We start from the raw sequence: 22,822 nt of genomic DNA, 5'->3' as shown, positions 1-22,822 counted from the left end.
ACTGCGGCCCGTGCGCAGGGCATACTGCAGCTCTGTACCGGCGCTTTTCAGGATCTGCCCCATGCAATTGGACCGTGCCACTGGCTGGTTCCACGGAAACGGAATCACTCACTGCCCTTCACCGAACTTCAACGCCCGCCCGGAGGGTGAAGCGATTTCCCTGCTGGTGATCCACAACATCAGCCTGCCGCCAGCCTGCTTCGGTAGCGGCAAGGTGCAGCAATTCTTCCAGAACCGCCTGGACCCTGATGAACACCCTTACTTTGCCAGCATCAGCCACCTGACGGTGTCGGCGCACCTGTTTGTCGAACGCGACGGTGCGGTGACTCAGTTCGTGTCGCTGCTCGACCGCGCCTGGCATGCCGGTGTATCGAGTTTCGACGGGCGCGAGGGCTGCAACGACTTTTCCATCGGTATCGAGCTGGAAGGTACCGACGACCTGCCCTATACAGATGCCCAATACGCGGTGCTGAAGCAACTGACCTGGCAGATCCAGGCCGCCTGGCCGGTGATCGACCTTGACCGTATCCAGGGCCACTGCGATATCGCTCCGGTGCGCAAGACCGACCCCGGCCCGGCGTTCGACTGGGCGCGTTACCGCAAGGCCGTGAAGGACAACGAGGACGACGCATGAGCTTTCTGGTGCTGTTACTGGCGCTGTGGATAGAGAAGTTTTCTGCCCTGCGCCATCAGGTTCAACGGGACGGGTTCTTCCTGGGCGAGCTGGTGCGCCTGGAGCGCAGCGGCAAAGTGCATCCCGGGTGGACGCTGGCGATCCTGATGCTGGCACCGGTGGTGCTGCTGGTGCTGTTGCTGCACGTACTGGACCCGGTGGCCTACGGCTTGCTGGCCTTGCCGGTGCACCTGCTGGTGCTGATCTATAGCCTGGGGCGTGGCGATGCCAAGGGTTCCCTGGGGCCGTTTCGCGATGCCTGGCGGCGTGGCGACGACCAGGCCGCGTTGCATGTGGCCGAACGTGACCTGGGCCTGGCGGCCGACGAGCCGCACAGCTTGCTGGTCCGTGTGCAGGGTTACCTGTTGTGGCAGGTCTACCAGAGCTTTTTCGCGGTGATCTTCTGGTACTTCGTGCTTGGCCCAGGCGCGGCCCTGGCCTACCGCCTGCTGGCGTTGACGGGCGAGCATAGCCGCCAGCCTGCGCTCAAGGCCCGCGCCGAACAGTTGCGGCACATCATGGACTGGCTGCCGGTGCGCGTGCTGACCCTGAGCTTCGCGCTGGTCGGCAACTTCGTTGCGGTGATGCGGGTGATGCTGCACGAGTTGCTCAACTGGCACATCAGCGCCGGGCACCTGGTGGCCAGGGTCGGGCGCATCGCTGATGACGTTGCCGATGACACCCCCAAGGAACAAGACCCACAACGCGGCCTGGGGCGGCTGGACAGCCTGTGGGAGTTGCTGCTGCGCTGCGCGGTGTTGTGGTATGCAGGGTTCGCCCTGTGGACAGTCCTGGTCTGAGTGGCTCTGCAGGCAGCGATTAACCTTAAGTTACAAACCTCCGATTCGATCTGCGTTATACAGGTGGCCGAGTGCTATCTCTGCAGAACAACAAGAATCCATGGAGGTGCCCGTGAAGCGTCTGCTCTACCCGGCCATCGCATTGATGAATCGGCTGAGCTTCGGCCAGAAGTTCAGCCTCATCAGCGTCCTGTTCTTCCTGCCCATGCTGGCCACCAGCTTTTATCTGGTGCGCGATGCCTACCATCAGTTCCATGCCACCCGCGTCGAGTTGCAGGGCATTGCCCCGCTGGCGGACAGCCTGTCCCTGCGCGCCGACCTGGAGGCGCTGGGCAACCTGTTGCAGATCAATGCCGGGCTCGGCCAGTCGGGCCAGGCCGGGGATGTAGAAACGCAAATCACAGCGTTGCAGGATCAGCTCCAGGCCCAGCTGCACAGGCTGCAAGGCGATGAGGCGGTGCCGCCAGACAAGCTCGAGGAGTTGGCTGTCGCATTTGTCGCCGCCCGGTCGGAATCTTCGTTGCAGAGCAAGGCGGCCATGTTCGACAAGCTGCAGGCCCAGGGCCAGATGCTGGGCAAGCAGGTGGCCAGCCAGGCTGGCTTGAGCCAGGACCGCCAGGCTTCGGTACGCCAGTTGAGCGAACTGCTCGGGGTCGCCACGGCGCAGGTTACCCAGACGTTAGGAGAGGGCAGGGCCCTCGGCGCCATTGCGCTGGGAAGGGGGTTCATCGATTCCTCGGGCAGCGCCCGTTTCGAAGATGTGCTGCAACGCCTGGAACGTCTTGCGGCAGATTATGCCCTGCGCCTGGACGACGCCCTGGCCACGGACCCCGGCGCTACAGCGGCTTTAAAGGACGCAGCGCAAGCCAGCCAGGCGACACTCAAACAGGCCGCGGCGTTGTTTGAAGAGCAAGTGGTGGTGGCGCAGACCCTCGATGCCCCATGGCCGGGGTTCTATCAGCAGGTCAGCGAGCTGATGACACAGACGTATCGCCTGAATGATGCCGTGCTCGGGCACCTGCAGGCGCAGCTTCAGCAACGCTTGGCCGAGCAGCGCTTGCGCATGCTTGCCCTGGGCACGGTCCTGGCCGGTGTCTTCGTGTTGATCCTGTATTTGTACGGCGGTTTTTATGTCTCGACCCGGGCAACCCTGCGCCGCCTGGGAGGTGCCATGGACAAAGTGGCGGCGGGCGACATGACGGTCAGCTTCCAGGCGCACAGCCGTGATGAACTCGGTGAACTGGGCCAGGGTTTCAGCGAAACCGTGCGGCGTATCCGCAGCCTGATCGACCAGGTCGGGCGCACCGTGGTGGCCGTCGAAGAGCAGGCCGGGCAGGTGCTGGCGGTGTCGGTGCGCAGCAATCAGGCGGTCAGTGGCCAGCGTGAACAGATCGAGCAGGTGGCCACGGCGATGAACCAGATGAGCGCCACCGCGCAGGAGGTGGCGCGCAGTGCCGCGCTGGCGGCCACCGGCGCGCAGCAGGTCAACCTGGAAAGCGTCAGCGGCGGTACCTTGGTGGCCAGCCAGCAACAGAGCATCGGTCGCCTCGCCGAGGAAATCGACCAGACCGTGCTGGCAATCAATCGGCTGGCCGATGACAGCCAGGCCATTGGCCAGGTGCTCGAGGTGATCCGCAGCATTGCCGAGCAGACCAACCTGCTGGCGTTGAACGCCGCCATCGAAGCGGCGCGGGCCGGTGAGCAGGGTCGGGGATTTGCCGTGGTGGCCGATGAAGTACGTACCTTGGCCCGGCGTACCCAGGACTCCACCGCGCAGATCGCGCAGATGATTCAGCGTCTGCGTGACGGCGTGGAGCAGGCGGTGCGAGCGATGCACAGCAGCCATGAAATGGCAGCGGGTACTGTGGATGAAGCACGCCAGGTCCAGCAGGCGCTGGGCAACATCCTGGGGGCAGTGGCAGGCATTGTCGAGCAGAACCAACAGATTGCCGCGGCGGTGGAGCAGCAGACGGCGGTCGCCCATGACATCGACCGCAACATCATCGCGATCAACCGGGCGTCGCAGGATACGACCCAAGGCGCTTGCCAGGCCGAGGATGCCAGCCGGGTGCTTTCGTCGCAGGTGGTGGAGTTGAAACGCCTGATCGGGGCATTCAGAGTCTGATGCCGGCCTTGTGTAATCGGTGCCGCTCTCTTCGCGGGCTTACCCGTGAAGAGGCCAGTGCTACCAGCCAAAAAGCTCACAGGCATTCCGGCTGCTGGCCTCAGCCAGTGCCTCGGCCTCGATGCCCATGAGCTCGGCCAGCGCTTCGGCAATCTCGGGCAGATGCTCCGGGCTGTTGCGCTGGCCGGCATACATCGCCGGGGCCATGTCGGGCGAATCGGTCTCCAGCACGATGCTATCCAGCGGCAGGCGCGGCAGGGTCCTGTGCAGGCGCAACGCCTGCGGCCAGGTCGCTGCACCGCCCAGGCCAAGCCGGAAGCCCAGCTTGATGTACTCGCGTGCCTCTTCGTAACTGCCGGCAAAGGCATGGATAACCCCTGCACGCGCCGGCTTGTAGCGCTTGAGCGTGGCGATCACCTGGGCATGGCTGCGGCGCACATGCAGCAGGGCAGGCAGAGCGAAGTCGCAGGCCATCTGCAACTGGGCTTCGAACAGCGCCTGTTGGCGTTGCTTGTCCAACGCTTCGAGGTAGTAGTCCAGGCCGAACTCGCCAACCGCACACAGCCGTGGGTCGCCATGCAGGCGCTGCAGCCACTCGCGCAGTTGCGTCAGGTGCTCCGGCCGGTGCTGCTCCAGGTAGACCGGGTGCAACCCCAGGGCCGCATGCACACCGTCTTCGGCGCAGGCCAGGTCCCACACCCGCTGGAAGTTCGCCTGGTACACCCCCAACACCACCATGCGTTCCACCCCGCGCGCCGCCGCGTTGGCCAGCAGGCGCGGGCGGTCGGCGTCGAAATCGGGGAAGTCCAGGTGGGTGTGGGTGTCGATCAGGCGCATGGTCAGGCCCCGCTGATGCGTTGCTTGAAAGTTCGGCCAATGGCGTGCACGCCTGGCTCGTAGCGCTTTTCCTCGATGGCGGCCAGGGCCAGCTCCAGTGCGGTGGCGGCGATCAGGCCGTGCTGCTGGGCCATGGCGTTGACCGGCAGCGGCAGGAAGTCGAGCAACTGGTTGTCGCCGAACGTGCCCAGGTGCAACTGGCGCGAATCGGCCGGGCGCGTCTGCAAGGTGTCGAACACCCCTTGTAGCAGCACATAGGAGGTCGTCACCAGGGCGTCCGGAAGGCCGCCATGCTCGTCGATCAGCTGCTGCATCAGGCGTTGGCCGCATTCACGGCTGAAGGCCTCGCCCTGGTAGCGGCGGATTACGCCGGCAAAACCTTGCATCGCTTCGTCGAAACCACCGGCGCGGGCCTGGCTGACCGACAGTTCCGGGCGGGCACCGATCAGTGCAATGCTTTTCGGCGCGGTGGCCAGCAGGCTGTCGGCCAGTTGGCGGCTGGCATCGCGGTCGTCGCTGATCACCGAGCAGAAGTGCGCCGGGTTCAGGCGCCGGTCGATGGCGATCACTGGCAGGCCTTTGTCCTGCAGCTCACGGTAGCTGTCGTCCTCTGGCGGCAGGCAGCTGGCGACGAACAGGGCATCGCAACGCCGGGCGCGGAACAGCTGCTGCAGCTGGCGCTCACTGTCGGGCTGGTCGTCGCTGCTGGCGATCAGCAGCTGGTAGCCACGGGCGCGGGCGCCTTGTTCCAACTGTTTGGCGATGCGGGCATAGCTGGGGTTCTCCAGATCCGGGAGAATGAAGCCCAGGGTACGGGTGTGGCGGCTGCGCAGGCCGGCGGCTTGCGGGTTGGGCGTGAAGCCATGGGCCTCGACCACCGCACGCACCCGCTCGACAGTGCTGTTGCTGATGCGCTGCTGTTCGGCCTTGCCATTGATGACATAACTGGCAGTGGTCACTGACACACCGGCCAGACGGGCGATATCGCTGAGTTTCACCGAATTTTCCTTGTTATTACCGGGACTGGCTACGGAACCAGGACCGGGTAGTTTGACCCGGGTTGGCCGCCACGCGCAGACGACCATTGTCGCAATTGTCCGACAGGATGGGGCTTTTGCCTCGGAAGATTATCGAGTAACGTGGCCGCTTGGTCAGATTAAACGTTTCAGCTATTAATTTTTCTGCCTCGACTGTCGGCCTTGCAAGGCTGTCGAACTGGCTGATTCCGTGAATATCACAACAATACCTCAGTACCCGGCACCAAAACCAAGCCGGGGCTGCAAAAGGAGAAGGTCATGCTCGAGCTCGCCAAAGAGCAGATAGCCATGGGCCAGAAGGCCGCCGACAAGTCAGCGGCGCTGCGCCTGCTGGCGGAGCAGCTGGTTGCCGACGGCCTGGTTGCCGACGGTTATCTCGACGGCCTGCAGGCGCGTGAAGCGCAAGGCTCGACGTTTCTTGGCCAGGGCATCGCCATCCCGCATGGCACCCCGCAAACGCGCGATCTGGTGTTCGCCACCGGCGTGCGCCTGCTGCAGTTCCCTGAAGGTGTGGACTGGGGGGATGGCCAGATCGTCTACCTGGCCATTGGCATTGCTGCCCGTTCCGACGAACATCTGCGCCTGCTGCAGCTGCTGACCCGTGCCCTCGGTGAAACCGACCTGGCCGAGGCGTTGCGCCGGGCCAGCTCTGCCGAAGCGTTGCTCAAACTGTTGCAAGGTGCGCCGCAGGAACTGGCGCTGGATGCGCAGCTGGTCGGCCTGAACCTGCCGGCCGAAGATTTCGACGAGCTGGCCTGGCGCGGTGCGCGTCTGCTGCAGCGCGCCGGTTGTGTCGACAGCGGCTTCGCTGCCGTGCTGCAACAGGCCGACCCCCTGCCACTGGGTGAGGGCTTGTGGTGGCTGCACAGCGAGCGCCAGGTGCGTCAACCGGGCCTTGCCTTCATCACCCCGCAGCAGCCCCTGCGTTATCGCGACCAGCCGCTCAATGGCCTGTTCTGCCTGGCCAGCCTCGGTGCGGCCCATCAGGCGCTGCTTGAGCGCCTGTGCGAAGTGCTCATCGAAGGCCGTGGGCAAACCCTCTACCAGGCCACCAGCAGCCGCGCCGTGCTGGAGGTGCTGGGCGGCGAGGCTCCGGCTGACTGGCCCAGTGTGCGGATCGTGCTGGCCAACCCGCATGGGCTGCACGCTCGCCCGGCGAAGGTGTTGGCGCAACTGGCCAAGGGCTTCGAGGGCGATATCCGTGTGCGTGTGCTCGACAGCGCGCAGCCGGCGGTGTCGATCAAGAGCCTGAGCAAACTGCTCAGCCTCGGCGCCCGCCGCGGTCAGGAACTTGAGTTGATCGCTGAACCGTCGATCGCCGCCGATGCCTTGCCAGTGCTGCTGGCCGCGATCGAGCAGGGCCTGGGCGAAGCGGTTGAGCCGCTGCTGCCAACCACCCCTGGTGCAGTGGTCGCCAGTGCGGCCGCACCGCTTCAGGCGCCTGCTGCCGGCAGCCGCGTCCAGGGGGTCAGTGCATCCCCCGGGATTGCCAGCGGGCCGGCGCATGTCTGCGTCGAACGCGAAATCGACTACCCACTGCGTGGCGAGTCGCCCGCTCAGGAGCGCTTGAAACTCCGCGATGCACTGGAGGCCGTGAACGGCGAATTGCAGGCGCTGGTGCAGCGCAGCGACCCGTCGATTGGCGAGATCTTCGTCACCCATCAGGAAATGCTCGCCGACCCGGCCCTGAGCGACGATGTCGACGCTCGCCTGGCACAGGGCGAGAGCGCGGCGGCCGCCTGGATGGCGGTGATCGAAGCGGCAGCGCGCCAGCAGGAAGCGCTGCACGATGCCCTGCTGGCCGAGCGTGCTGCCGACCTGCGCGACATTGGCCGCCGGGTACTGGCCCAGCTGTGTGGCGTGCCGGCCCAGGCCGAGCCGGAGCAACCCTATGTGCTGGTGATGGGCGAGGTAGGCCCATCCGATGTCGCCCGCCTGGACCCGGCCCGTGTCGCTGGCATCGTTACCGCCTACGGCGGCGCCACCGCGCACAGCGCGATCGTGGCCCGTGCCCTGGGTATCCCGGCGGTAGTCGGCGCGGGCCCGGCGATCCTGCTGCTCGCGTCCGGCACCCCGCTGTTGCTCGACGGCCAGCGTGGCACGGTCAGCATCGCGCCGCCCGCCGACCAGCTGCAGCGCGCCCTGGCAGAGCGTGACCTGCGCGAACAACGCCTGCAAGCCGCCTGGGCCCAGCGCCATGAGCCGGCGGTAACCCGCGATGGCCATGCCGTCGAAGTGTTCGCCAATATCGGCGAGAGCAGTGGCATCGACAAGGTGGTGGACCAAGGTGCCGAAGGCGTTGGCCTGCTGCGTACCGAGCTGATCTTTATGGCCCATTCGCAGGCACCCGACGTGGCTACCCAGGAAGCGGAATACCGCCGCGTGCTCGATGGCCTCGGCGGCCGGCCACTGGTCGTGCGCACGCTCGATGTGGGGGGCGACAAGCCATTGCCGTACTGGCCGATCGATGCCGAGGAAAACCCGTTCCTCGGCGTGCGCGGCGTGCGCCTGACCCTGCAACGCCCGCAGATCATGGAAGACCAGCTGCGCGCTTTGCTGCGCGCCGCCGATCAGCTTCCCTTGCGCATCATGTTCCCCATGGTCGGGCAGATCCACGAATGGCGCGAAGCGCGCGCGATGGTCGAGCGCCTGCGCCTGGAAATCCCGGTTGCCGACCTGCAGGTCGGGATCATGGTCGAGGTGCCGTCCGCCGCCTTGCTGGCGCCGCAGCTGGCCCGTGAAGTGGACTTTTTCAGTATCGGTACCAACGACCTGACCCAGTACACCCTGGCTATCGACCGTGGCCATCCGAGCCTTTCTGCCCAGGCCGACGGCCTGCACCCGGCGGTGCTGAGCCTGATCGACATGACCGTGCGCGCTGCCCACGCCGAAGGCAAGTGGGTGGGCGTATGCGGCGAACTGGCTGCCGACCCGCAAGCGGTTGCCGTGCTGCTGGGCCTGGATGTCGACGAGCTGAGCGTCGCCGCCCGCAGCATTGCCGAAGTCAAAGCCCTGGTGCGCCAGGTGGATCACCAGACGGCCCGCGCCCTGGCGCGCGAGGCCTTGCAACAGGACAGCGCTGCGGCGGTTCGCGCGCTGGTGGAGCGTTACTGATGGCCAAGATTCTCACCCTGACCCTGAACCCGGCGCTGGACATTACCGTCAGCCTCGACGCCTTGCGCCCAGGCCACGTCAACCGTGCCCAGGCCCAGCAAAGCCACGCTGCAGGCAAAGGCCTGAACGTGGCCCAGGTGCTGGCTGATCTGGGCCACAGCGTTACCGTCGGGGGCTTTCTGGGCCGCGACAACCTGCAACCGTTCGAAGCGCTGATCGCCCGGCGCGGGTTTGCCGACTGCTTCGTGCGGGTGGCCGGCGAAACCCGCAGCAACCTCAAGCTGGTCGAGGCCGATGGCCGGGTCACCGACATCAACGGCCAGGGGCCGGAGGTCGACGATGCCGACCGCGCCGAGTTGTTGCGCCGCTTGCAGCAGGTCGCGCCCGGGCACGACGCGGTGGTGGTCGCCGGCAGCCTGCCGCGCGGGGTCAGCCCCGAGTGGTTCCGCCAGCTGCTTGAACAGCTGCGGCAGCAAGGGCTCAAGGTGGCGCTCGACAGCAGTGGCGAGGCATTGCGTGCTGGCCTGCAGAGTGCCCCCTGGCTGGTCAAACCCAATACCGAAGAGTTGGGCGAAGTGCTCGGTCTGGCCGTGCAAACCACCGCCGAGCAACGTGCCGCGGCCCAGCAACTGCTGGCCAGCGGTGTCGAGCATGTGGTGGTGTCGGCGGGCGAGCAGGGCGTGAGCTGGTTCGCCGCTGGCCACGCGCTGCAGGCGCGGCCGCCGCAGGTGCGGGTAGCCAGTACCGTGGGCGCGGGAGATTCGCTGGTCGCGGGCATGGTCCATGGCCTGCTGGCAGCGGAAAGCCCGCAGCAGACCTTGCGCCGCGCCACCGCCATCGCCGCACAGGCGGTGACCCAGGTCGGCTTCGGCATCTGCGACCACGAGCAGCTGGTGCGCCTTGAAGCCGCCGTGCAACTGACAGAACAACAAGAGGGTTGCCGATGAACATCGCCATCGTCACCGCCTGCCCCAATGGGCAGGTGTCCAGCGTGCTCAGTGCCCGCCTGCTGGCGGCTGCCGCCCAGCGCCGCGGCTGGAGCACCAGTGTCGAAGTGCAGGATGCCGAACATCCTGAACGCCAACTGACGCCTGCGCAGATCGCCGAGGCCGATTGGGTGCTGGTGGTCAGCACCGGCCCGGTCGACCTCGCGCGTTTCACCGGCAAGCGCGTGTACCAGAGTACCCCGGCCCAGGCCCTGGCCGACCGCGAGGGCTTTCTCGAGGAGGCGGCAGGCAAGGCCACGGTGCTGGCCGCGCAACCGGTTGGCGTCGCCCCTTCAGCGGCTGTACGGATTGTCGCGGTGACCGCCTGCCCGACCGGCGTGGCTCATACCTTCATGGCTGCCGAAGCCTTGCAACAGGCGGCGCAACAATGCGGTTACCAGCTTACTGTCGAGACCCAAGGCTCGGTCGGTGCGCGTAACCCGCTGTCGGCCCAGGCCATCGCGCAGGCCGATGTGGTGCTGCTGGCGGCGGACATTGAGGTGCCGACGGCACGCTTTGCGGGCAAGCGCATCTACCGTTGCGGCACCGGTATCGCTCTCAAGCAGGCGCATGCGACCCTGGAAAAGGCCTTGGTAGAAGCCAAGGTTGAAAGTGTTGGGGATGCAGCAGCAGCGGCACCGGCCCAGGCTGAGAAAAGCGGCGTCTACAAGCACTTGCTCACCGGTGTCTCGTTCATGCTGCCGATGGTGGTTGCGGGTGGCTTGCTGATTGCCCTGTCATTCGTGTTCGGCATCGAGGCCTACAAGCAGCCGGGCACCCTGCCGGCCGCGCTGATGCAGATCGGAGGCGAGGCAGCATTCAAGTTGATGGTGCCGCTGCTTGCCGGATACATCGCCTGGTCCATCGCCGACCGCCCGGGGCTGGCGCCGGGCATGATCGGCGGGCTGCTGGCCAGCACCTTGGGTGCCGGTTTCATTGGCGGCATCGTTGCCGGCTTTCTCGCCGGCTACAGCGCCAAGGCCATCGCCCGCTGGGCGCGCCTGCCGAGCAGCCTGGAGGCACTCAAGCCGATCCTGATCATCCCGCTGCTGGCCAGCCTGTTCACTGGCCTGGTGATGATCTATGTGGTCGGTCAGCCGGTGGCGGCGATGCTCGAAGGGCTGACGCAGTTCCTCGACAGCATGGGCACCACCAACGCCATCCTGCTCGGGTTGCTGCTGGGTGGCATGATGTGCGTGGACCTCGGGGGGCCGATCAACAAGGCCGCCTATGCCTTCTCGGTGGGGCTGCTGGCCTCTTCAAGCTATGCACCGATGGCGGCGACCATGGCCGCTGGCATGGTCCCGCCGATCGGCCTGGGCATCGCCACCTTCCTCGCGCGGCGCAAGTTCGCCCAGAGTGAGCGCGAGGCGGGCAAAGCGGCGTTGGCGCTGGGGCTGTGCTTCATCTCCGAAGGGGCGATCCCGTTCGCGGCCAAGGACCCGTTGCGGGTGATCCCGGCGAGCATTGCCGGTGGTGCATTGACCGGCGCGTTGTCGATGTACTTCGGCTGCAAGCTGATGGCACCGCATGGCGGGCTGTTCGTGTTGCTGATCCCTAACGCGATCAACCATGCATTGTTGTATCTGCTGGCCATTGTCGCGGGTAGCCTGGTGACGGCTGTGGTGTACGCAGTGATCAAGAAGAGCGAGCGGGTGGAGTTGGCTGTTGCGCCGGTGAAAGGCTAGGGCCTTTCATTGGCTTTGCCGGCCTTATCGCGGCTAAAGCCGCTCCTGCAGGGATTAGCGTTATCCCCGAAGGAGCGGTTTTAGCCGCGAAGGGCCATGACAGGCTAGCGCCGATGCTTCTGCCGCAACGGCACCAGCAGATCGCCCAGGCCGTTATGGTCGATCTCGTGCATCAACGCCAGCAGCCCTCCCAGCTCCCCCGGCGGAAACCCTTTGCGTGCGAACCACGCCAGGTAATCCCCTGGCAGGTCGGCAATGATCCGTCCCTGGTATTTGCCAAAAGGCATGCTGCGGGTAACCAGCAGTTCAAGCATTTCCGGTTTCATCGACGAAGCCTGGCTATGAGTGTGCGGCGACCATACTGCAATCTGCACGACCACCCAAGCGGCAATCATGCATAACGCCGTTTCGCTCCTTCCCTGGCTAATTAGTAACTTACTGATTTTGAAGGGCTTAATTTCATTGCTTGGCTTGGCATGAAGGCTGCTCTGGTAATGGTGACTATCACCTGCCAAGGAGTTTGTGCCATGAGCAACCCCAACAAAGACGTGATCGACGTGCTCAACGACCTGGTCGAGTACAGCAAGGATGGCGAAAAGGGCTTCAAGGCCTCGGCCGATGATGTGAAGAACCCCGAACTCAAGGCGTTCTTCGTCCAGCGTGCCGGTGAGTGCGCCAATGCCGCAGCCGAGCTGCAGAGTGAAGTGCGCCGCCTGGGCGGTGACCCGGAAACCTCCACCAGCATCAGCGGTGATCTGCACCGCGGCTGGGTCAATCTCAAGTCGTTGGTCACCGGCAAGGATGAGGAAGCGGTGCTCAATGAAGTCGAGCGCGGCGAAGACCATGCCCTCAAGGCCTACAAGGAAGCCCGTGAGAAACTGGTCAAGCTGGGCCGCCAGGCCAGCGATCAGAGCTACGCGCTGGTGGAAAAGCAACTGCAGGGCGTACAGCGCAACCATGACCAGGTGAAGGCGCTGCGTAACGCGGCCCGCGCACGCTCCTAATCGAGTGGCCCTTCTACCCGGTTACGGCCATTGGCCTTGGCCCGGTAGAGGGCTTCATCCGCAGCACCCAGCACCTGCGCCAGGTCCTGCTGGGTGCCGGGGATGAAGACACTGACCCCAATGCTGACGGTAACCGAGCGCGCATCGTCGCCGAATGGCGCCAACCCTTCCACGCGGACGCGGATGCTTTCAGCCAGCAGTAATGCGCCGCTCAATCCGGTTTCAGGCAAGACCACCTGGAATTCCTCTCCGCCGTAACGTGCCGCCAGGTCAGCAGGGCGGCGGATGCACTGTTGCAGCGTATGGGCCACCTCGCGCAACGCGTGATCGCCGCCGGCGTGGCCGTGACGCTGGTTGAATGCCTTGAAATGATCGATATCCACCATCAGCACTGCCAACGGTTTGCGGTTGCGCAGGGCACGTGACCATTCCTGCCGCAGCACCTGATCCAGCCGGCGACGGTTGGCCAGCCCGGTCAGGCTGTCCGTGGCGGCAAGGGTCGCCAGGCCTAGTTCGGCCTCGTGCCGACGGCGCAATTCGCGTCCCAGCAGCAAGGTCAGCCAGAGAATGCCGATACACAGCCCACCGGTCGCGACGCTGACCAGAATCGCGGTCCGTCGCCAGGACTGGAATACCTCGTCGGCGGAATGCACCACCAGCACGATCAGCGGCAGGTCGGCGACCCTGGCGAAGGTGTAGATGCGGGCGGAACGGGTGCTGCCGGATCGGGCGGTGAAGCTGCCACTGTGCTCGCTGAGAATGCGCTGGAAATTCGGCCGCTCCCGGTAGTTCGCATTAATATCCGGATCAAGTGGCCGCGAAGGTTCGCGGGCGAGCAGGAGGCCGTCGACATTGAACAGGTTGATGCTGCTTTCTTCGCCGATATCCAGGCGGCGGAACAGCTCGCTGAAATAGGAAAGGCGCAAGGCACCGATGGCGAGACCGGCAAATTCGCCCTGAGGCCCATTGATACGGCGGCTGAAGCTGATACACCAGCCCATTGCGCCCAAATGGTCCTTGAAAGGCGGCCCTACCAGCAAGCCAAGGTTGGGATCCTGCAGGTGCGCCTGGAACACCCGAGTGCCGGCCAGGTTGGCCTTGCGTGGCACAGCGTTGATGGAATCACCGACCACATTGCCTTGCTTGTCCAGCCACAATACATCGCCGCGCTTGCGGTCGACCAAGGCTTCATTGAACAGCAGACGCTGGCGCAGGGGGCCGGATATCTCCTGCAGTTCCTTGCGGTTGACGGCCCAGATCAGGCCCTTCAACGATTGGTCGTAGAGTTCGACATTGCGCAGGATGTCGCTTTCGATCAACTGCACGATGTTGTTCGACGAGCGAATCGCCGACTGCTCGACGCTGTCGCGTTCGCGGGCCAGCAAGTAACTGACGATCGTCACGATGGCGAGCACGGCAAGGCAACTGCCCAGGTTGAGGGTCAGCTCGGGGTGCGACCTGTAGAGTGCGAAACGCGAAGATCGAGTGGGCATGCGCGCTACTGCTGGGGCAGGGCCATTTGCGGCGGTCGACATTCTAGGCAAGCGCGGATTGTCGAACAAGATTTGTCCGACGGAATCGTGTGGCGGTGAGTTGTACTGTGGGAGCGGGCTTGCCCCGCGAACACCGGCAGAGCCGGTGCCATGCAACGCGTTGCCTGCTTCGCGGGGCAAGCCCGCTCCCACAGAGGACTGCGATTTCAGGTCAGAAAATGTTCAGCGGGTAATCGACGATCACTCGCAGTTCGTCGTTGTCGCTGTTGCTGTCGATCGATGCATAGCCCTGGCTACCACGGTGGGTGGCGTAGCGCAGCTGCACCGCCAGGTCCTTCAGATCGCCTTGCTGGAATACATACTTCACATCCAGGTCGCGCTCCCAGTGCATGGCGTTCTTGCCATCGGCGCGGTAGTAGTCGTAGTGGCTGGTGTCCTGGGTGGCCTTGGTCAGGTCTGCCTCACCGCGCGAGTACGACAGCGAGGTGCTCAGGCCCGGGATGCCGATACCGGCGAAGTTGTAGTCGTACTGCAGCTTCCACGACCGCTCGTTGGGGGCGTTGAAGTCCGAATACATGCGCGAGTTGTCCAGGTACACGCTGTCGCCCAGGTTGATGTAGTCGAACGGCGTGTTGCCGTTGACCCGCTGGTAGGCGGCAGTGACGCTGTGGTAACCGGCGTTGACCGTGAAGTGCACGCTGTAGGTGTTGTTGTCGATCTTGCCCAGCAGCGCCTGGCCGGTGTCCTGGGTGTGATAGAAGTGCACGCCTGGGTTGAGGCTGACCAGGTCGTTGACCACGTAGGTGTAGTCGAAGTCAGCGTAGTACTGGTTCCAGATGTCCTTCAGCTCGGCCGCGTACAGGTTGGTGGTGATGTTCTCGGTACCGCTCCACGACGCACCCGCCCAGTTCAGGTGCTTGCTCTTGTCGTGTTCGTCCAGGGAGCCGTAATAGGTGTCGATGCGACGGTGGCCGCTCTGGTTATAGGGGTGGGTGAAGCTGACCTGGCCGCCTTCGAGCAGCAGGCCATCGATGCTGTGGTTGGTCAGGCTCACGCCGCGGAAGGTCTGCGGCAGCATGCGGGTTTCACCGCCCGCGATCACCGGGTTGGTGATGAACAGGTCACCGGCTTTCAACTCGGTGTCGAACGCCTTGAGCTTGACCGCTGCACCAGCGGTGGAGAACGAGTGCGGGGCAGCGCCCAGTTCACCGTTGTCCTTGATGTGCTCGGGCAGGATGCTGGTGCCGGCATGGCCGCCACCGCCGTCGAGCTTCAGGCCCAGCATGGCGTGGGCGTCGAGGCCGAAGCCGACCACGCCCGGGGTGTAGCCGGATTCGAAACGCGCTACCGCGCCCTGGCCCCACTCGCGGGTGTCGCGCACGTCGGCGTTGTGGTTGTCGCGGTTGAAGTAGGCATTACGAAAATGCAGGTTGAAGGATGAACCTTGGATGAAGCCATCAGCCTTGTCTTCATCTGCCTGGGCGGCGAAGGGGATCGTTGCAGTCAATGCAATGAACAGCGGGGTCAAACGAAACGCGGAAGGCACCGGTACTAGCTCCTTTGGTCTGGCGGTGGGGCGATTGTTATTTTTGAATGTGCATCTTTTTATAGGGGTACGTTACAGCGGGGCTGAGAGTTAGCGCACATAAAAAAAGCCGCTGATCGGCAGCGGCTTTAAAAGGCTAACATATCGGCACCAACGGTGCCCATGGCGTAGCCAAGGGAAAACGGGAGCGAGTGCGATGTGCGATCAGCTGTCGACATTGGCGTCGCTGGAAACTTTCGAAGCGGTCTGTTCTGCGTCTTTTCCGGCGTCAGCCTTGTGTGCCACGGCTTCGCGGGCGTCTTGATGAACAGCGGCAAGTTCTGCAGTGCGAGCAACGAAAGCCGGGGATTCTTCGGCCATGGCCAGGGGCGACAACAACAGGGACGACAGAACGAAAACGCTGGCAATACCCATACTGTTGGACATGTTTAAAACTACCTTCTTGCGGGGCAAGTGCTATGAGGACGGGGATAAAGTTAGTCCGTTTAATGCCCAGGAAACAGCGTGTTTGGCGATAAGCACTGTTGCGCAAAAAGTAATGATCGCTGCGAAAAGCAATTAGACTTTGGCCGGAAACCCGCGTCCTTGAGCACTTGGCAAGCGAATGCCAAAGGTGTTGGCACCGGCAGCGCTACGCACGAAAACCTCCCCGCCATGCATCAACGCGATCGCCTTGACGATTGCCAACCCCAACCCATGGTTGCTACCGCCGCTATTGCTGCGCGCCGCATCCACGCGATAGAAACGCTCGAACAACAGCGGCAGGTGCTCAGCATCAATGGCCGGCCCCGGGTTGCTTACGGCAATGCAGACCTGTTCAGGCCCGGCCTCGATCTGCACCTCGATCACCCGGTTTGGCGCCGTGTGCTGCACGGCGTTGTTCAGCAAGTTGATCAACGCCCGGCGCAGCTGGGCCTTTTCGATGGGGGCATAGGCGTCGCCGCTGACGGTGACGCTGACCTGAGCATCTTCGAGGATGTAGTCGAGGTAATCGAGGGTGGTGGCCACTTCCTCGGCCAGCGAGGCCTGGGTCAGGGCGGTGGCCTTGCTGCCCTGGTCGGCGCTGGCGAGGAACAGCATGTCGTTGATGATGCTGCGCAGGCGCTCCAGCTCTTCCAGGTTTGATTGCAGCACTTCGAAGTAATGCTCCGCACTGCGCCCACGGGTGAGCGCGACCTGGGTCTGGCCGATCAGGTTGGTCAGCGGTGAGCGCAGTTCATGGGCAACGTCGGCATTGAAGGCTTCCAGCCGCGAATAGGCCTGGCTTACCCGGTCCAGGGCGGCATTGAAGGCACCGGCGAACTGCGCCAGTTCCGGTGCCAGGTTGTGCGTCTGCAAGCGGCCATCCAGGCGCGGCGGTGCCAGTGCCTGGGCTTCATTGGACAGCGCCAGCAGCGGCCGCAGGCCGATGCGCGCCACCCAGTAACCCAGCACCGAAGCCAGCAGCACACCGAGCACGGCCAGGCCGACAATGGCCACCAGCAGGCTGTGCTGGGCCTGCCAGAAGGTCTCGGTGTCGATGCCGATCAGAAAGCGCAGCGGCGGGCGCTCGCCCAGGGACGGCAGTTCGCTGACCAGCACCTTGTACGGGTAGAGGTGGTCGGGCAGGTGCAGGTCGCGCATGCCCTGCGGGCCTTCGGCAAAGGCGCGGACCAACTCGCTGGGCTGGCCGTACTCGTAGGCCGGGTTGCTGCTGACCACCCAGAAGCGGATGCGCTTGTCTTCCTCGCTGAGCAGGTTGAGCTTGTTGTTGATCTTCGCCCAGTGCTCAGGTGTGCCGAAGCGGTTGAGGGTGGACTCGAGCACGCTGAAACGCGCATCCAGTTCGGCCGCCGGCAGCAGGTCGAGGCTGCGGTCGACCTGGCGGTACAGCGCCGAGCCGATCAGCACGAATACCCCCAGCGCCACCAGGATGAACAGCGCCGACAGGCGCAGGGCGATGGAGTTAAGCGGCGCGGTTTTCCAGGACATAACCCATGCCTCGGATGGTGTGCAGCAGTTTGTTGTCGAACGGCCCGTCGAGCTTGGCGCGCAGGCGCTTGATCGCCACCTCGACGACATTGGCGTCGCTGTCGAAGTTGATGTCCCAGACCAGCTCGGCAATAGCGGTCTTGGAAAGGATTTCGCCCTGGCGCCGGGCCAGCACGCTGAGCAGCGAGAATTCCTTGGCGGTGAGTTCCAGGCGCTGGCCGGCGCGGCTGGCCTTGCGCGCCATCAGGTCGATCCACAGGTCGCCGACCTGGATCTGCAACGGTTCGTGGGTGCTGCTGCGGCGCGTCAGGGCCTGCAGCCGGGCGACCAGTTCAAGGAAAGAGAACGGCTTGCCCAGGTAATCGTCGGCGCCTTCGCGCAGGCCATGGATGCGGTCTTCGACGCGCTCGCGGGCGGTGAGCATGATCACCGGCGTCTGCTTGCGCGCCCGTAGTGCGCGCAGTATGCCGTAGCCATCCAGGCCCGGCAGCATCACGTCGAGCACGATCACTGCGTAGTCGCCTTCAAGGGCCAGGTGCAAGCCATCGATGCCATCGCGCGCAAGGTCGACGGTAAAGCCCTGCTCGGTCAGGCCGCGGTGCAAGTAGTCGGCGGTTTTTTCTTCGTCTTCGATGATCAGCACACGCATGGTCTTGTCCTAGCTGGCACTTGGCGCCGCCGCACGGGCGGCCTGGCGGCGATGGAACAGGCGCTCCAGGGCCAAGTATATGACCGGGGTGGTAAACAGTGTCAGCGCCTGGCTCACCAGCAAACCGCCGACCACGGCGATGCCCAGTGGCTGGCGCAGCTCGGCGCCGGCGCCAAAGCCGAACATCAGCGGCACCGCGCCGAGCAGGGCGGCGAGGGTGGTCATGATGATCGGCCGGAAGCGCGTCAGGCACGCCTGGTGTATCGCCTGCTCGGGTGTCATGCCCTGGTGGCGCTGGGCTTCGAGGGCGAAGTCGATGAGCAGGATGCCGTTCTTCTTGACGATACCGATCAGCAGCACCACGCCGATCAGGCCCATGATGCTGAAGTCCTGGCCCATGCCCCAGAGCAGTATCAACGCCCCGAGCCCGGCCGAGGGCAGGGTGGAGATGATGGTCAGGGGATGGACGAAGCTCTCGTAGAGCACGCCGAGAATGATGTACACCGCCACCAGCGCGGCGAGAATCAGCCAGGGTTGGCTTGCCAGGGAACTCTGGAAGGCCTGGGCCGCGCCCTGGAAATTGCCGCTGATCGAGTCGGGCATGCCCAGTTCGCGCTGGGTGCGTTCGAGGATCGTCACCGCATCGCCCAAGGCCACGCCGGGGGCCAGGTTGAACGACAGGTTGGCGGCCGGGAACAAGCCGTCGTGGCTGATCGACAGCGGGCCGGTACTGGGTGGCGCGACATGCGCCAGGGCCGAAAGCGGCACCATCTGGTTGGTCAGCGGCGAGCGCAGGTAGAAGAAGTTCAGGCTCTCGGCCTTGCCGCGCTGCCTGGCGTCCAGCTCGAGGATCACCTTGTACTGGTTGGTCTCGGTCTGGAATTCGCTGATCTGCCGCTGACCGAAGGCATCGTACAGCGCCTGGTCGACATCCGTGGTGGTCAGGCCGAAACGCGCCGCAGCCTGGCGGTCGATGTCGATGCGGGTGACGCTGGCGCCCAGTTGCAAGTCATTGGACAGGTCGCGGAACACCGGGTTTTCCCGCAGGCGGTCGGTCAGGCGCTGGGTCCACAGGTTCAGGGCCACGCCGTCGTTGCTCTTGAGCACGTACTGGTACTGGGTGCGCGACGGGCCGGAACTGAGGTTGATGTCCTGGCCGGCACGCATGTACAGGACGATGCCCGGTACCTGCGCCAGTTTCGGCCGCAGGCGGTCGATCAACTCGCTGGCCGACACGTCACGCTCACCGCGTGGCTTGAGGGCGATCCAGAAACGGCCATTGGCGATGGTCTGGTTGCTGCCGGTGACGCCCACCGAGTGCGAGTACGCCTGCACTGCCGGGTCGTCACCGATGATCTTCGCCAGCGCCAGGTGCTTCTCGACCATCGACGGGTACGACACATCCGCCGCCGCCTCGGTGGTGCCGAGGATGAAACCGGTGTCCTGCAGCGGGAAGAAGCCCTTGGGGATGCCGACGTAACCGACCACCGCCAGGGCCAGGGTCACGCCGAACACGGCAAGGGTCAGGCGCTGGTGGGCGAGGGCACGGTCCAGGCCTTTTTCGTACCACTTCACCAGGCGCTCGCCGAAGCCACCGTGGTGCTCGCCGGGCGGGCGGCGCATGAACAGCGCGCACAAGGTGGGCGCCAGGGTCAGCGACACCATCACCGAGATCAGGATGGTCGAGGTGGCGGTCAGGGCGAACTCCTTGAACAGCCGGCCGACCACGCCGCCCATGAACAGCAGCGGGATGAACGCGGCGATCAGTGAGAAGCTGATCGACACCACGGTGAAGCCGATTTCCCCCGCGCCCTTGAGCGCCGCCGTGCGGCTGTCGTCACCGGCCTCCAGGTGGCGGTGGATGTTCTCCACCACGACGATGGCGTCGTCCACCACGAAGCCCACCGAGATGACGATGGCCACCAAGGTGAGGTTGTTGAGGCTGAAGCCCAGCACATACATCAGTGCGCAACTGGCGATCAGCGACACGCCGAGCACGCTGGACACCACCAGGGTCGCCGACCACTGGCGCAGGAACAGCGCCATCACCCCGATCACCAGGGCCACGGCGATCATCAGGGTCAGCTCCACCTCGTGCAACGAGGCGCGGATGGTCTGGGTGCGGTCCTGCAGCACCGACACTTCGATGGAGGCCGGGAGCATTTCCTGCAGCTTGGGCAGCGCCGCCAGCACCCGGTCGACGGTGTCGACGATATTCGCCCCGGGCTGGCGGAACACCACCAGGTTGAGCCCCGGCTGGTCACCGGACCAGGCTTTGACGTAAGCGTTCTCGGCGCCTTTGATGACCTTGGCCACGTCCTTGAGGTGCACCGGTGCGCCGTCGCGGTACGAAACGATGAGTTGCGCGTAGTCCTCGGGGTGGAACAGCTGGTCGTTGGCGGCGAGGGTCGAGACGCTGTGCTCGCCGTACAACGCGCCCTTGGCCAGGTTCAGGCTGGTCTGCTGGATGGCCAGGCGCACATCGGCCAGGGTCAGGCCGATGGCGGCGAGTTTTTCCGGCTGGGCTTGCACGCGGATGGCCGGGCGCAGCTGGCCGGTGATGTTGATCAGGCCTACCCCTTCGATCTGGCTGAGCTGGCGCGCCAGCAGGGTTTCGGCGTAGTCGCTGAGGTCATTGCCGGGCATCTGCGCGGAGCTGACGGTGAGCACCAGGACCGGGCTATCGGCTGGGTTGACCTTGCGCCAGGTCGGCGGGTTGGGCAGGTCCCGGGGCAGGCGTGCGGTGGCGGTGTTGATCGCCGCCTGGACTTCCTGGGCGGCGGTGTCGATGTTCTTGTCGAGGGTGAATTGCAGGATCAGCGTGGTCGAGCCCAGCGCACTGCTGCTGGTCATCTGGGTCATGCCGGGGATGGCACTGAACTGCACCTCCAGTGGCGTGGCCACCGACGATGCCATGGTTTCCGGGCTGGCTCCGGGCAGCTGGGTGGTGACCTGAATGGTCGGGAAATCCGCTTCGGGCAGCGGTGCCACCGGCAGCCTAGGGAAGGCGATGGCGCCCAGCAGCACCAGGGCGAAGGTCAGCAGCAGGGTGGCGATCGGGTGGTCGATGCACCAGGCGGATAGACCGTTGCGGGTATTCATGGCTGGCTCCTGTGCTCAGCCATTTCCGCCGGTGGTGGGGCGTCCGGAGTAACCTCGACCCGCGCACCGGGCTTGAGCCGGGACTGGCCGTCGAGCACCAGCCGCTCGCCCTGGTTGACCCCGGCGATGATCGTCAGGCTGCTGTCCTGATACAGCACCTTGACCGGCACGCTGGTGACCTTGTCACCGTCCAGGCGGTAGACGAAGTGCCCGTCGACGCCGCGCTGCACCACTGGCGGCGGCACTACCAGGGCGTTTTCATCGACCGCGGTGCGCAGGTGGATGGTGACCAGTTGCCCCGGCCACAGGTGGCCGTCCTTGTTGTCGAACTCAGCCTTGACCCGCACCGTGCCGGTGTTGGCCGAGATCTGGTTGTCGATCAACGCCAGGTGGCCTTCGCCCAGCAGGTTGCGTTCGCCATCGGCGTCCATGTAGGCCTGCACCAGCGCCGGGCTTGGCGCCTTGAGCAAAGCCTGCAGGGTTGGCAGCATCTGTTGTGGCAAGGCAAATTCGACGGCGATCGGGTCGATCTGGGTGACGCTGAACAGGCCCTGGGTATCCGTGCTGCGCACCAGGTTGCCGGGGTCGACATTGCGGATGCCGACTCGTCCGGTCACGGGCGAGCGGATCTGCGTGTACGAAAGCTGCACCTCGGCATTGGCGATGGCCGCCTGGTTGCCCTTGACCGTGGCCTGCAGTTGGTTGACCAGGGCCTGTTGCTGGTCGAGGGTCTGCTTGGACACGCCGTCGTCGGTGCTGAGCAGGCGGTAGCGCTTGAGGTCGACGCCGGCGACCTGGATCTGCGCCTGGCTTTGGTCGAGCTGGGCACGGGCCTGGTCGAGGCTGGCGCGGATTGCCCGGTCATCGAGGGTGGCGAGCAGGTCGCCTTCCTTCACCCATTGACCTTCCTTGACCAGTACCTGGGTCAGCACGCCTTCGACCTGTGGTCGCACTTCGACGCTATGCAGGGACAGTACCGAGCCGATGGCGCTGGCGTAGCGCGGCACGTCCTGCTGGGCGACGCTGACCACGCGCACCGGGATCGCCGTTTGGGCGCGCGGTGTGGTGGCCGGCTGGCGCTGGGCATACCAGACGCCTGCGGTTGCCAGGGCGAGCAGTGCCAACGCGGCGAGGAGTACGGAACGGGAAGGACGTCGCATCGGCGCGGGCACCTTGGCCAAGGGGTTGGGACGGAGTTGTGTATTGGAGTTTATAGCGCGGTGACCCGGTCGGCAGCGTGACAGCTAGCTGACAGCGCTGACAGGTTGGGGTGGGTCTGGAATGAGGTCCTGGCGCTTGGCTGGAGGTAGTTGTGGCTTTGGGGTGCCTGCCTTGAGTGCTGTGGTGATGCTTAAATCGAGCGCCGCCCGCGCGGCGCTTCGCGGGGCAAGCCCGCTCCCACAGTCTGTTTCGGGCCAGTCCCTCCTATGAGATCTCCAGTGTCCGCCTTGTTTGTCCCCTTTGATATCTGAGGTGGTGCAGTTGCTCTTCACCTGTCTTCAGTCATTCACAGTTGCTTTCATCTGTCTTCAGTCATGCACCAAGGCAGGCGCTGGTACTTGCACAGGACAGATTGGCCCGAAACAGACTGTGGGAGCGGGCTTGCCCCGCGAAGCGCCGCGCGGGCGGCGCTCGATCTCATAGGCGCTGAAGATGTTGTGGCAAGCACCTGGTGGCCCTGACGCAATCTAAGATGGAAGGCAACCTGATCGCAGGCAGTGCTGCGCGGATTCTCAGTGCCATGGCCAAGGCGCTGATCAATGATATGGAAATGGGCCTGAATCGCAGCGCCTGACA

General features: G+C 64.6%; 17 protein-coding genes and 2 pseudogenes. 9 read left to right on the top strand and 10 right to left on the bottom strand.

Annotated features, from left to right (window positions below; translation table 11 throughout):
- Positions 1-61 precede the first annotated feature (61 nt).
- The 4 genes and pseudogenes from ampD to HU738_RS26440 all read left to right on the top strand — a co-directional run bounded on the left by ampD (position 62) and on the right by HU738_RS26440 (position 3,598).
- On the top strand, positions 62-634 hold the full coding sequence (gene ampD, locus HU738_RS22935; protein WP_186604340.1) for a 1,6-anhydro-N-acetylmuramyl-L-alanine amidase AmpD: 573 nt from the start codon (positions 62-64) through the stop codon (positions 632-634).
- Positions 631-1,473, top strand: coding sequence for a regulatory signaling modulator protein AmpE (gene ampE, locus HU738_RS22930; RefSeq protein WP_186604338.1), 843 nt, complete (start codon positions 631-633; stop codon positions 1,471-1,473). Before ampD ends, ampE begins: the two co-directional genes overlap by 4 nt.
- Positions 1,439-2,740 (top strand): annotated as a pseudogene (locus tag HU738_RS26445) (HAMP domain-containing protein); the annotation flags it as partial. The gene ampE and the pseudogene HU738_RS26445, both read left to right, overlap by 35 nt.
- Positions 2,741-2,884: 144 nt before the next feature.
- Positions 2,885-3,598, top strand: coding sequence for a methyl-accepting chemotaxis protein (locus HU738_RS26440; RefSeq protein WP_437182037.1), 714 nt, complete (start codon positions 2,885-2,887; stop codon positions 3,596-3,598).
- A 60-nt stretch (positions 3,599-3,658) separates the two neighbouring features.
- Here the strand turns inward: HU738_RS26440 and HU738_RS22920 are convergent, their stop codons facing one another.
- Entirely contained in the window at positions 3,659-4,435 is a 777-nt protein-coding gene (locus tag HU738_RS22920; RefSeq protein ID WP_186604334.1) for a TatD family hydrolase, read from the bottom strand.
- A 2-nt stretch (positions 4,436-4,437) separates the two neighbouring features.
- Positions 4,438-5,433, bottom strand: a complete 996-nt coding sequence (cra, locus tag HU738_RS22915) for a catabolite repressor/activator (RefSeq protein WP_186604332.1) — start codon at positions 5,431-5,433, stop codon at positions 4,438-4,440.
- A gap of 297 nt (positions 5,434-5,730) precedes the next feature.
- On the opposite strand from cra, the gene ptsP reads away from it, so the two are divergent.
- From ptsP to HU738_RS22900, 3 genes are read left to right on the top strand one after another with little or no spacing between them, the layout of a single operon-like run.
- Positions 5,731-8,586, top strand: coding sequence for a phosphoenolpyruvate--protein phosphotransferase (ptsP, locus tag HU738_RS22910; RefSeq protein ID WP_186604330.1), 2,856 nt, complete (start codon positions 5,731-5,733; stop codon positions 8,584-8,586).
- Positions 8,586-9,533, top strand: a complete 948-nt coding sequence (gene pfkB / locus HU738_RS22905; protein WP_186604328.1) for a 1-phosphofructokinase — start codon at positions 8,586-8,588, stop codon at positions 9,531-9,533. The genes ptsP and pfkB overlap by 1 nt, the downstream gene beginning before the upstream one ends.
- Complete coding sequence (locus HU738_RS22900) at positions 9,530-11,260, top strand: PTS fructose-like transporter subunit IIB (protein ID WP_186604326.1); 1,731 nt, start codon at positions 9,530-9,532, stop codon at positions 11,258-11,260. The genes pfkB and HU738_RS22900 overlap by 4 nt, the downstream gene beginning before the upstream one ends.
- A gap of 104 nt (positions 11,261-11,364) precedes the next feature.
- Here the strand turns inward: HU738_RS22900 and HU738_RS22895 are convergent, their stop codons facing one another.
- Positions 11,365-11,586, bottom strand: a complete 222-nt coding sequence (locus HU738_RS22895) for a DUF3820 family protein (RefSeq protein WP_186604353.1) — start codon at positions 11,584-11,586, stop codon at positions 11,365-11,367.
- A 201-nt stretch (positions 11,587-11,787) separates the two neighbouring features.
- On the opposite strand from HU738_RS22895, the gene HU738_RS22890 reads away from it, so the two are divergent.
- Positions 11,788-12,264: a ferritin-like domain-containing protein gene (locus tag HU738_RS22890; RefSeq protein ID WP_176506826.1), complete on the top strand. Its 477-nt coding sequence runs from the start codon at positions 11,788-11,790 to the stop codon at positions 12,262-12,264.
- Here HU738_RS22890 and HU738_RS22885 read toward each other — a convergent pair.
- The 7 genes from HU738_RS22885 to HU738_RS22855 all read right to left on the bottom strand — a co-directional run bounded on the left by HU738_RS22885 (position 12,261) and on the right by HU738_RS22855 (position 22,185).
- A complete protein-coding gene (locus HU738_RS22885; protein ID WP_186604324.1) occupies positions 12,261-13,757 on the bottom strand; it encodes a GGDEF domain-containing protein in 1,497 nt (498 codons plus the stop codon). The two genes, HU738_RS22890 and HU738_RS22885, sit on opposite strands and share 4 nt — an antisense overlap.
- 211 nt (positions 13,758-13,968) lie before the next feature.
- Positions 13,969-15,303: an OprD family porin gene (locus HU738_RS22880; RefSeq protein WP_186604321.1), complete on the bottom strand. Its 1,335-nt coding sequence runs from the start codon at positions 15,301-15,303 to the stop codon at positions 13,969-13,971.
- 204 nt (positions 15,304-15,507) lie between these two features.
- Complete coding sequence (locus tag HU738_RS22875; protein WP_176506823.1) at positions 15,508-15,729, bottom strand: hypothetical protein; 222 nt, start codon at positions 15,727-15,729, stop codon at positions 15,508-15,510.
- A gap of 132 nt (positions 15,730-15,861) precedes the next feature.
- Positions 15,862-17,274 (bottom strand): heavy metal sensor histidine kinase, encoded by a 1,413-nt coding sequence (locus tag HU738_RS22870; RefSeq protein ID WP_186604319.1) that lies wholly within the window; start codon positions 17,272-17,274, stop codon positions 15,862-15,864.
- Positions 17,249-17,923, bottom strand: coding sequence for a heavy metal response regulator transcription factor (locus HU738_RS22865; RefSeq protein ID WP_186604317.1), 675 nt, complete (start codon positions 17,921-17,923; stop codon positions 17,249-17,251). Before HU738_RS22865 ends, HU738_RS22870 begins: the two co-directional genes overlap by 26 nt.
- A gap of 9 nt (positions 17,924-17,932) precedes the next feature.
- Positions 17,933-21,025 (bottom strand): multidrug efflux RND transporter permease subunit, encoded by a 3,093-nt coding sequence (locus HU738_RS22860; protein WP_186604315.1) that lies wholly within the window; start codon positions 21,023-21,025, stop codon positions 17,933-17,935.
- Positions 21,022-22,185 carry an efflux RND transporter periplasmic adaptor subunit gene (locus tag HU738_RS22855; RefSeq protein ID WP_186604313.1) on the bottom strand — a complete coding sequence of 388 codons (1,164 nt, stop codon included), beginning with the start codon at positions 22,183-22,185 and terminating at the stop codon, positions 21,022-21,024. Before HU738_RS22855 ends, HU738_RS22860 begins: the two co-directional genes overlap by 4 nt.
- A 497-nt stretch (positions 22,186-22,682) precedes the next feature.
- Here HU738_RS22855 and HU738_RS26435 point away from each other — a divergent pair.
- Positions 22,683-22,820, top strand: a pseudogene (locus HU738_RS26435) (DUF3077 domain-containing protein); the annotation flags it as partial.
- Positions 22,821-22,822 lie beyond the last annotated feature (2 nt).

This window comes from Pseudomonas vlassakiae (assembly GCF_014269035.2).
In the GTDB taxonomy this organism is placed as follows: Bacteria; Pseudomonadota; Gammaproteobacteria; order Pseudomonadales; family Pseudomonadaceae; genus Aquipseudomonas; species Aquipseudomonas vlassakiae.
The sequence above is the reverse complement of the archived record's forward strand: the minus strand, read 5'-3'. Positions and strand labels throughout refer to the sequence as shown.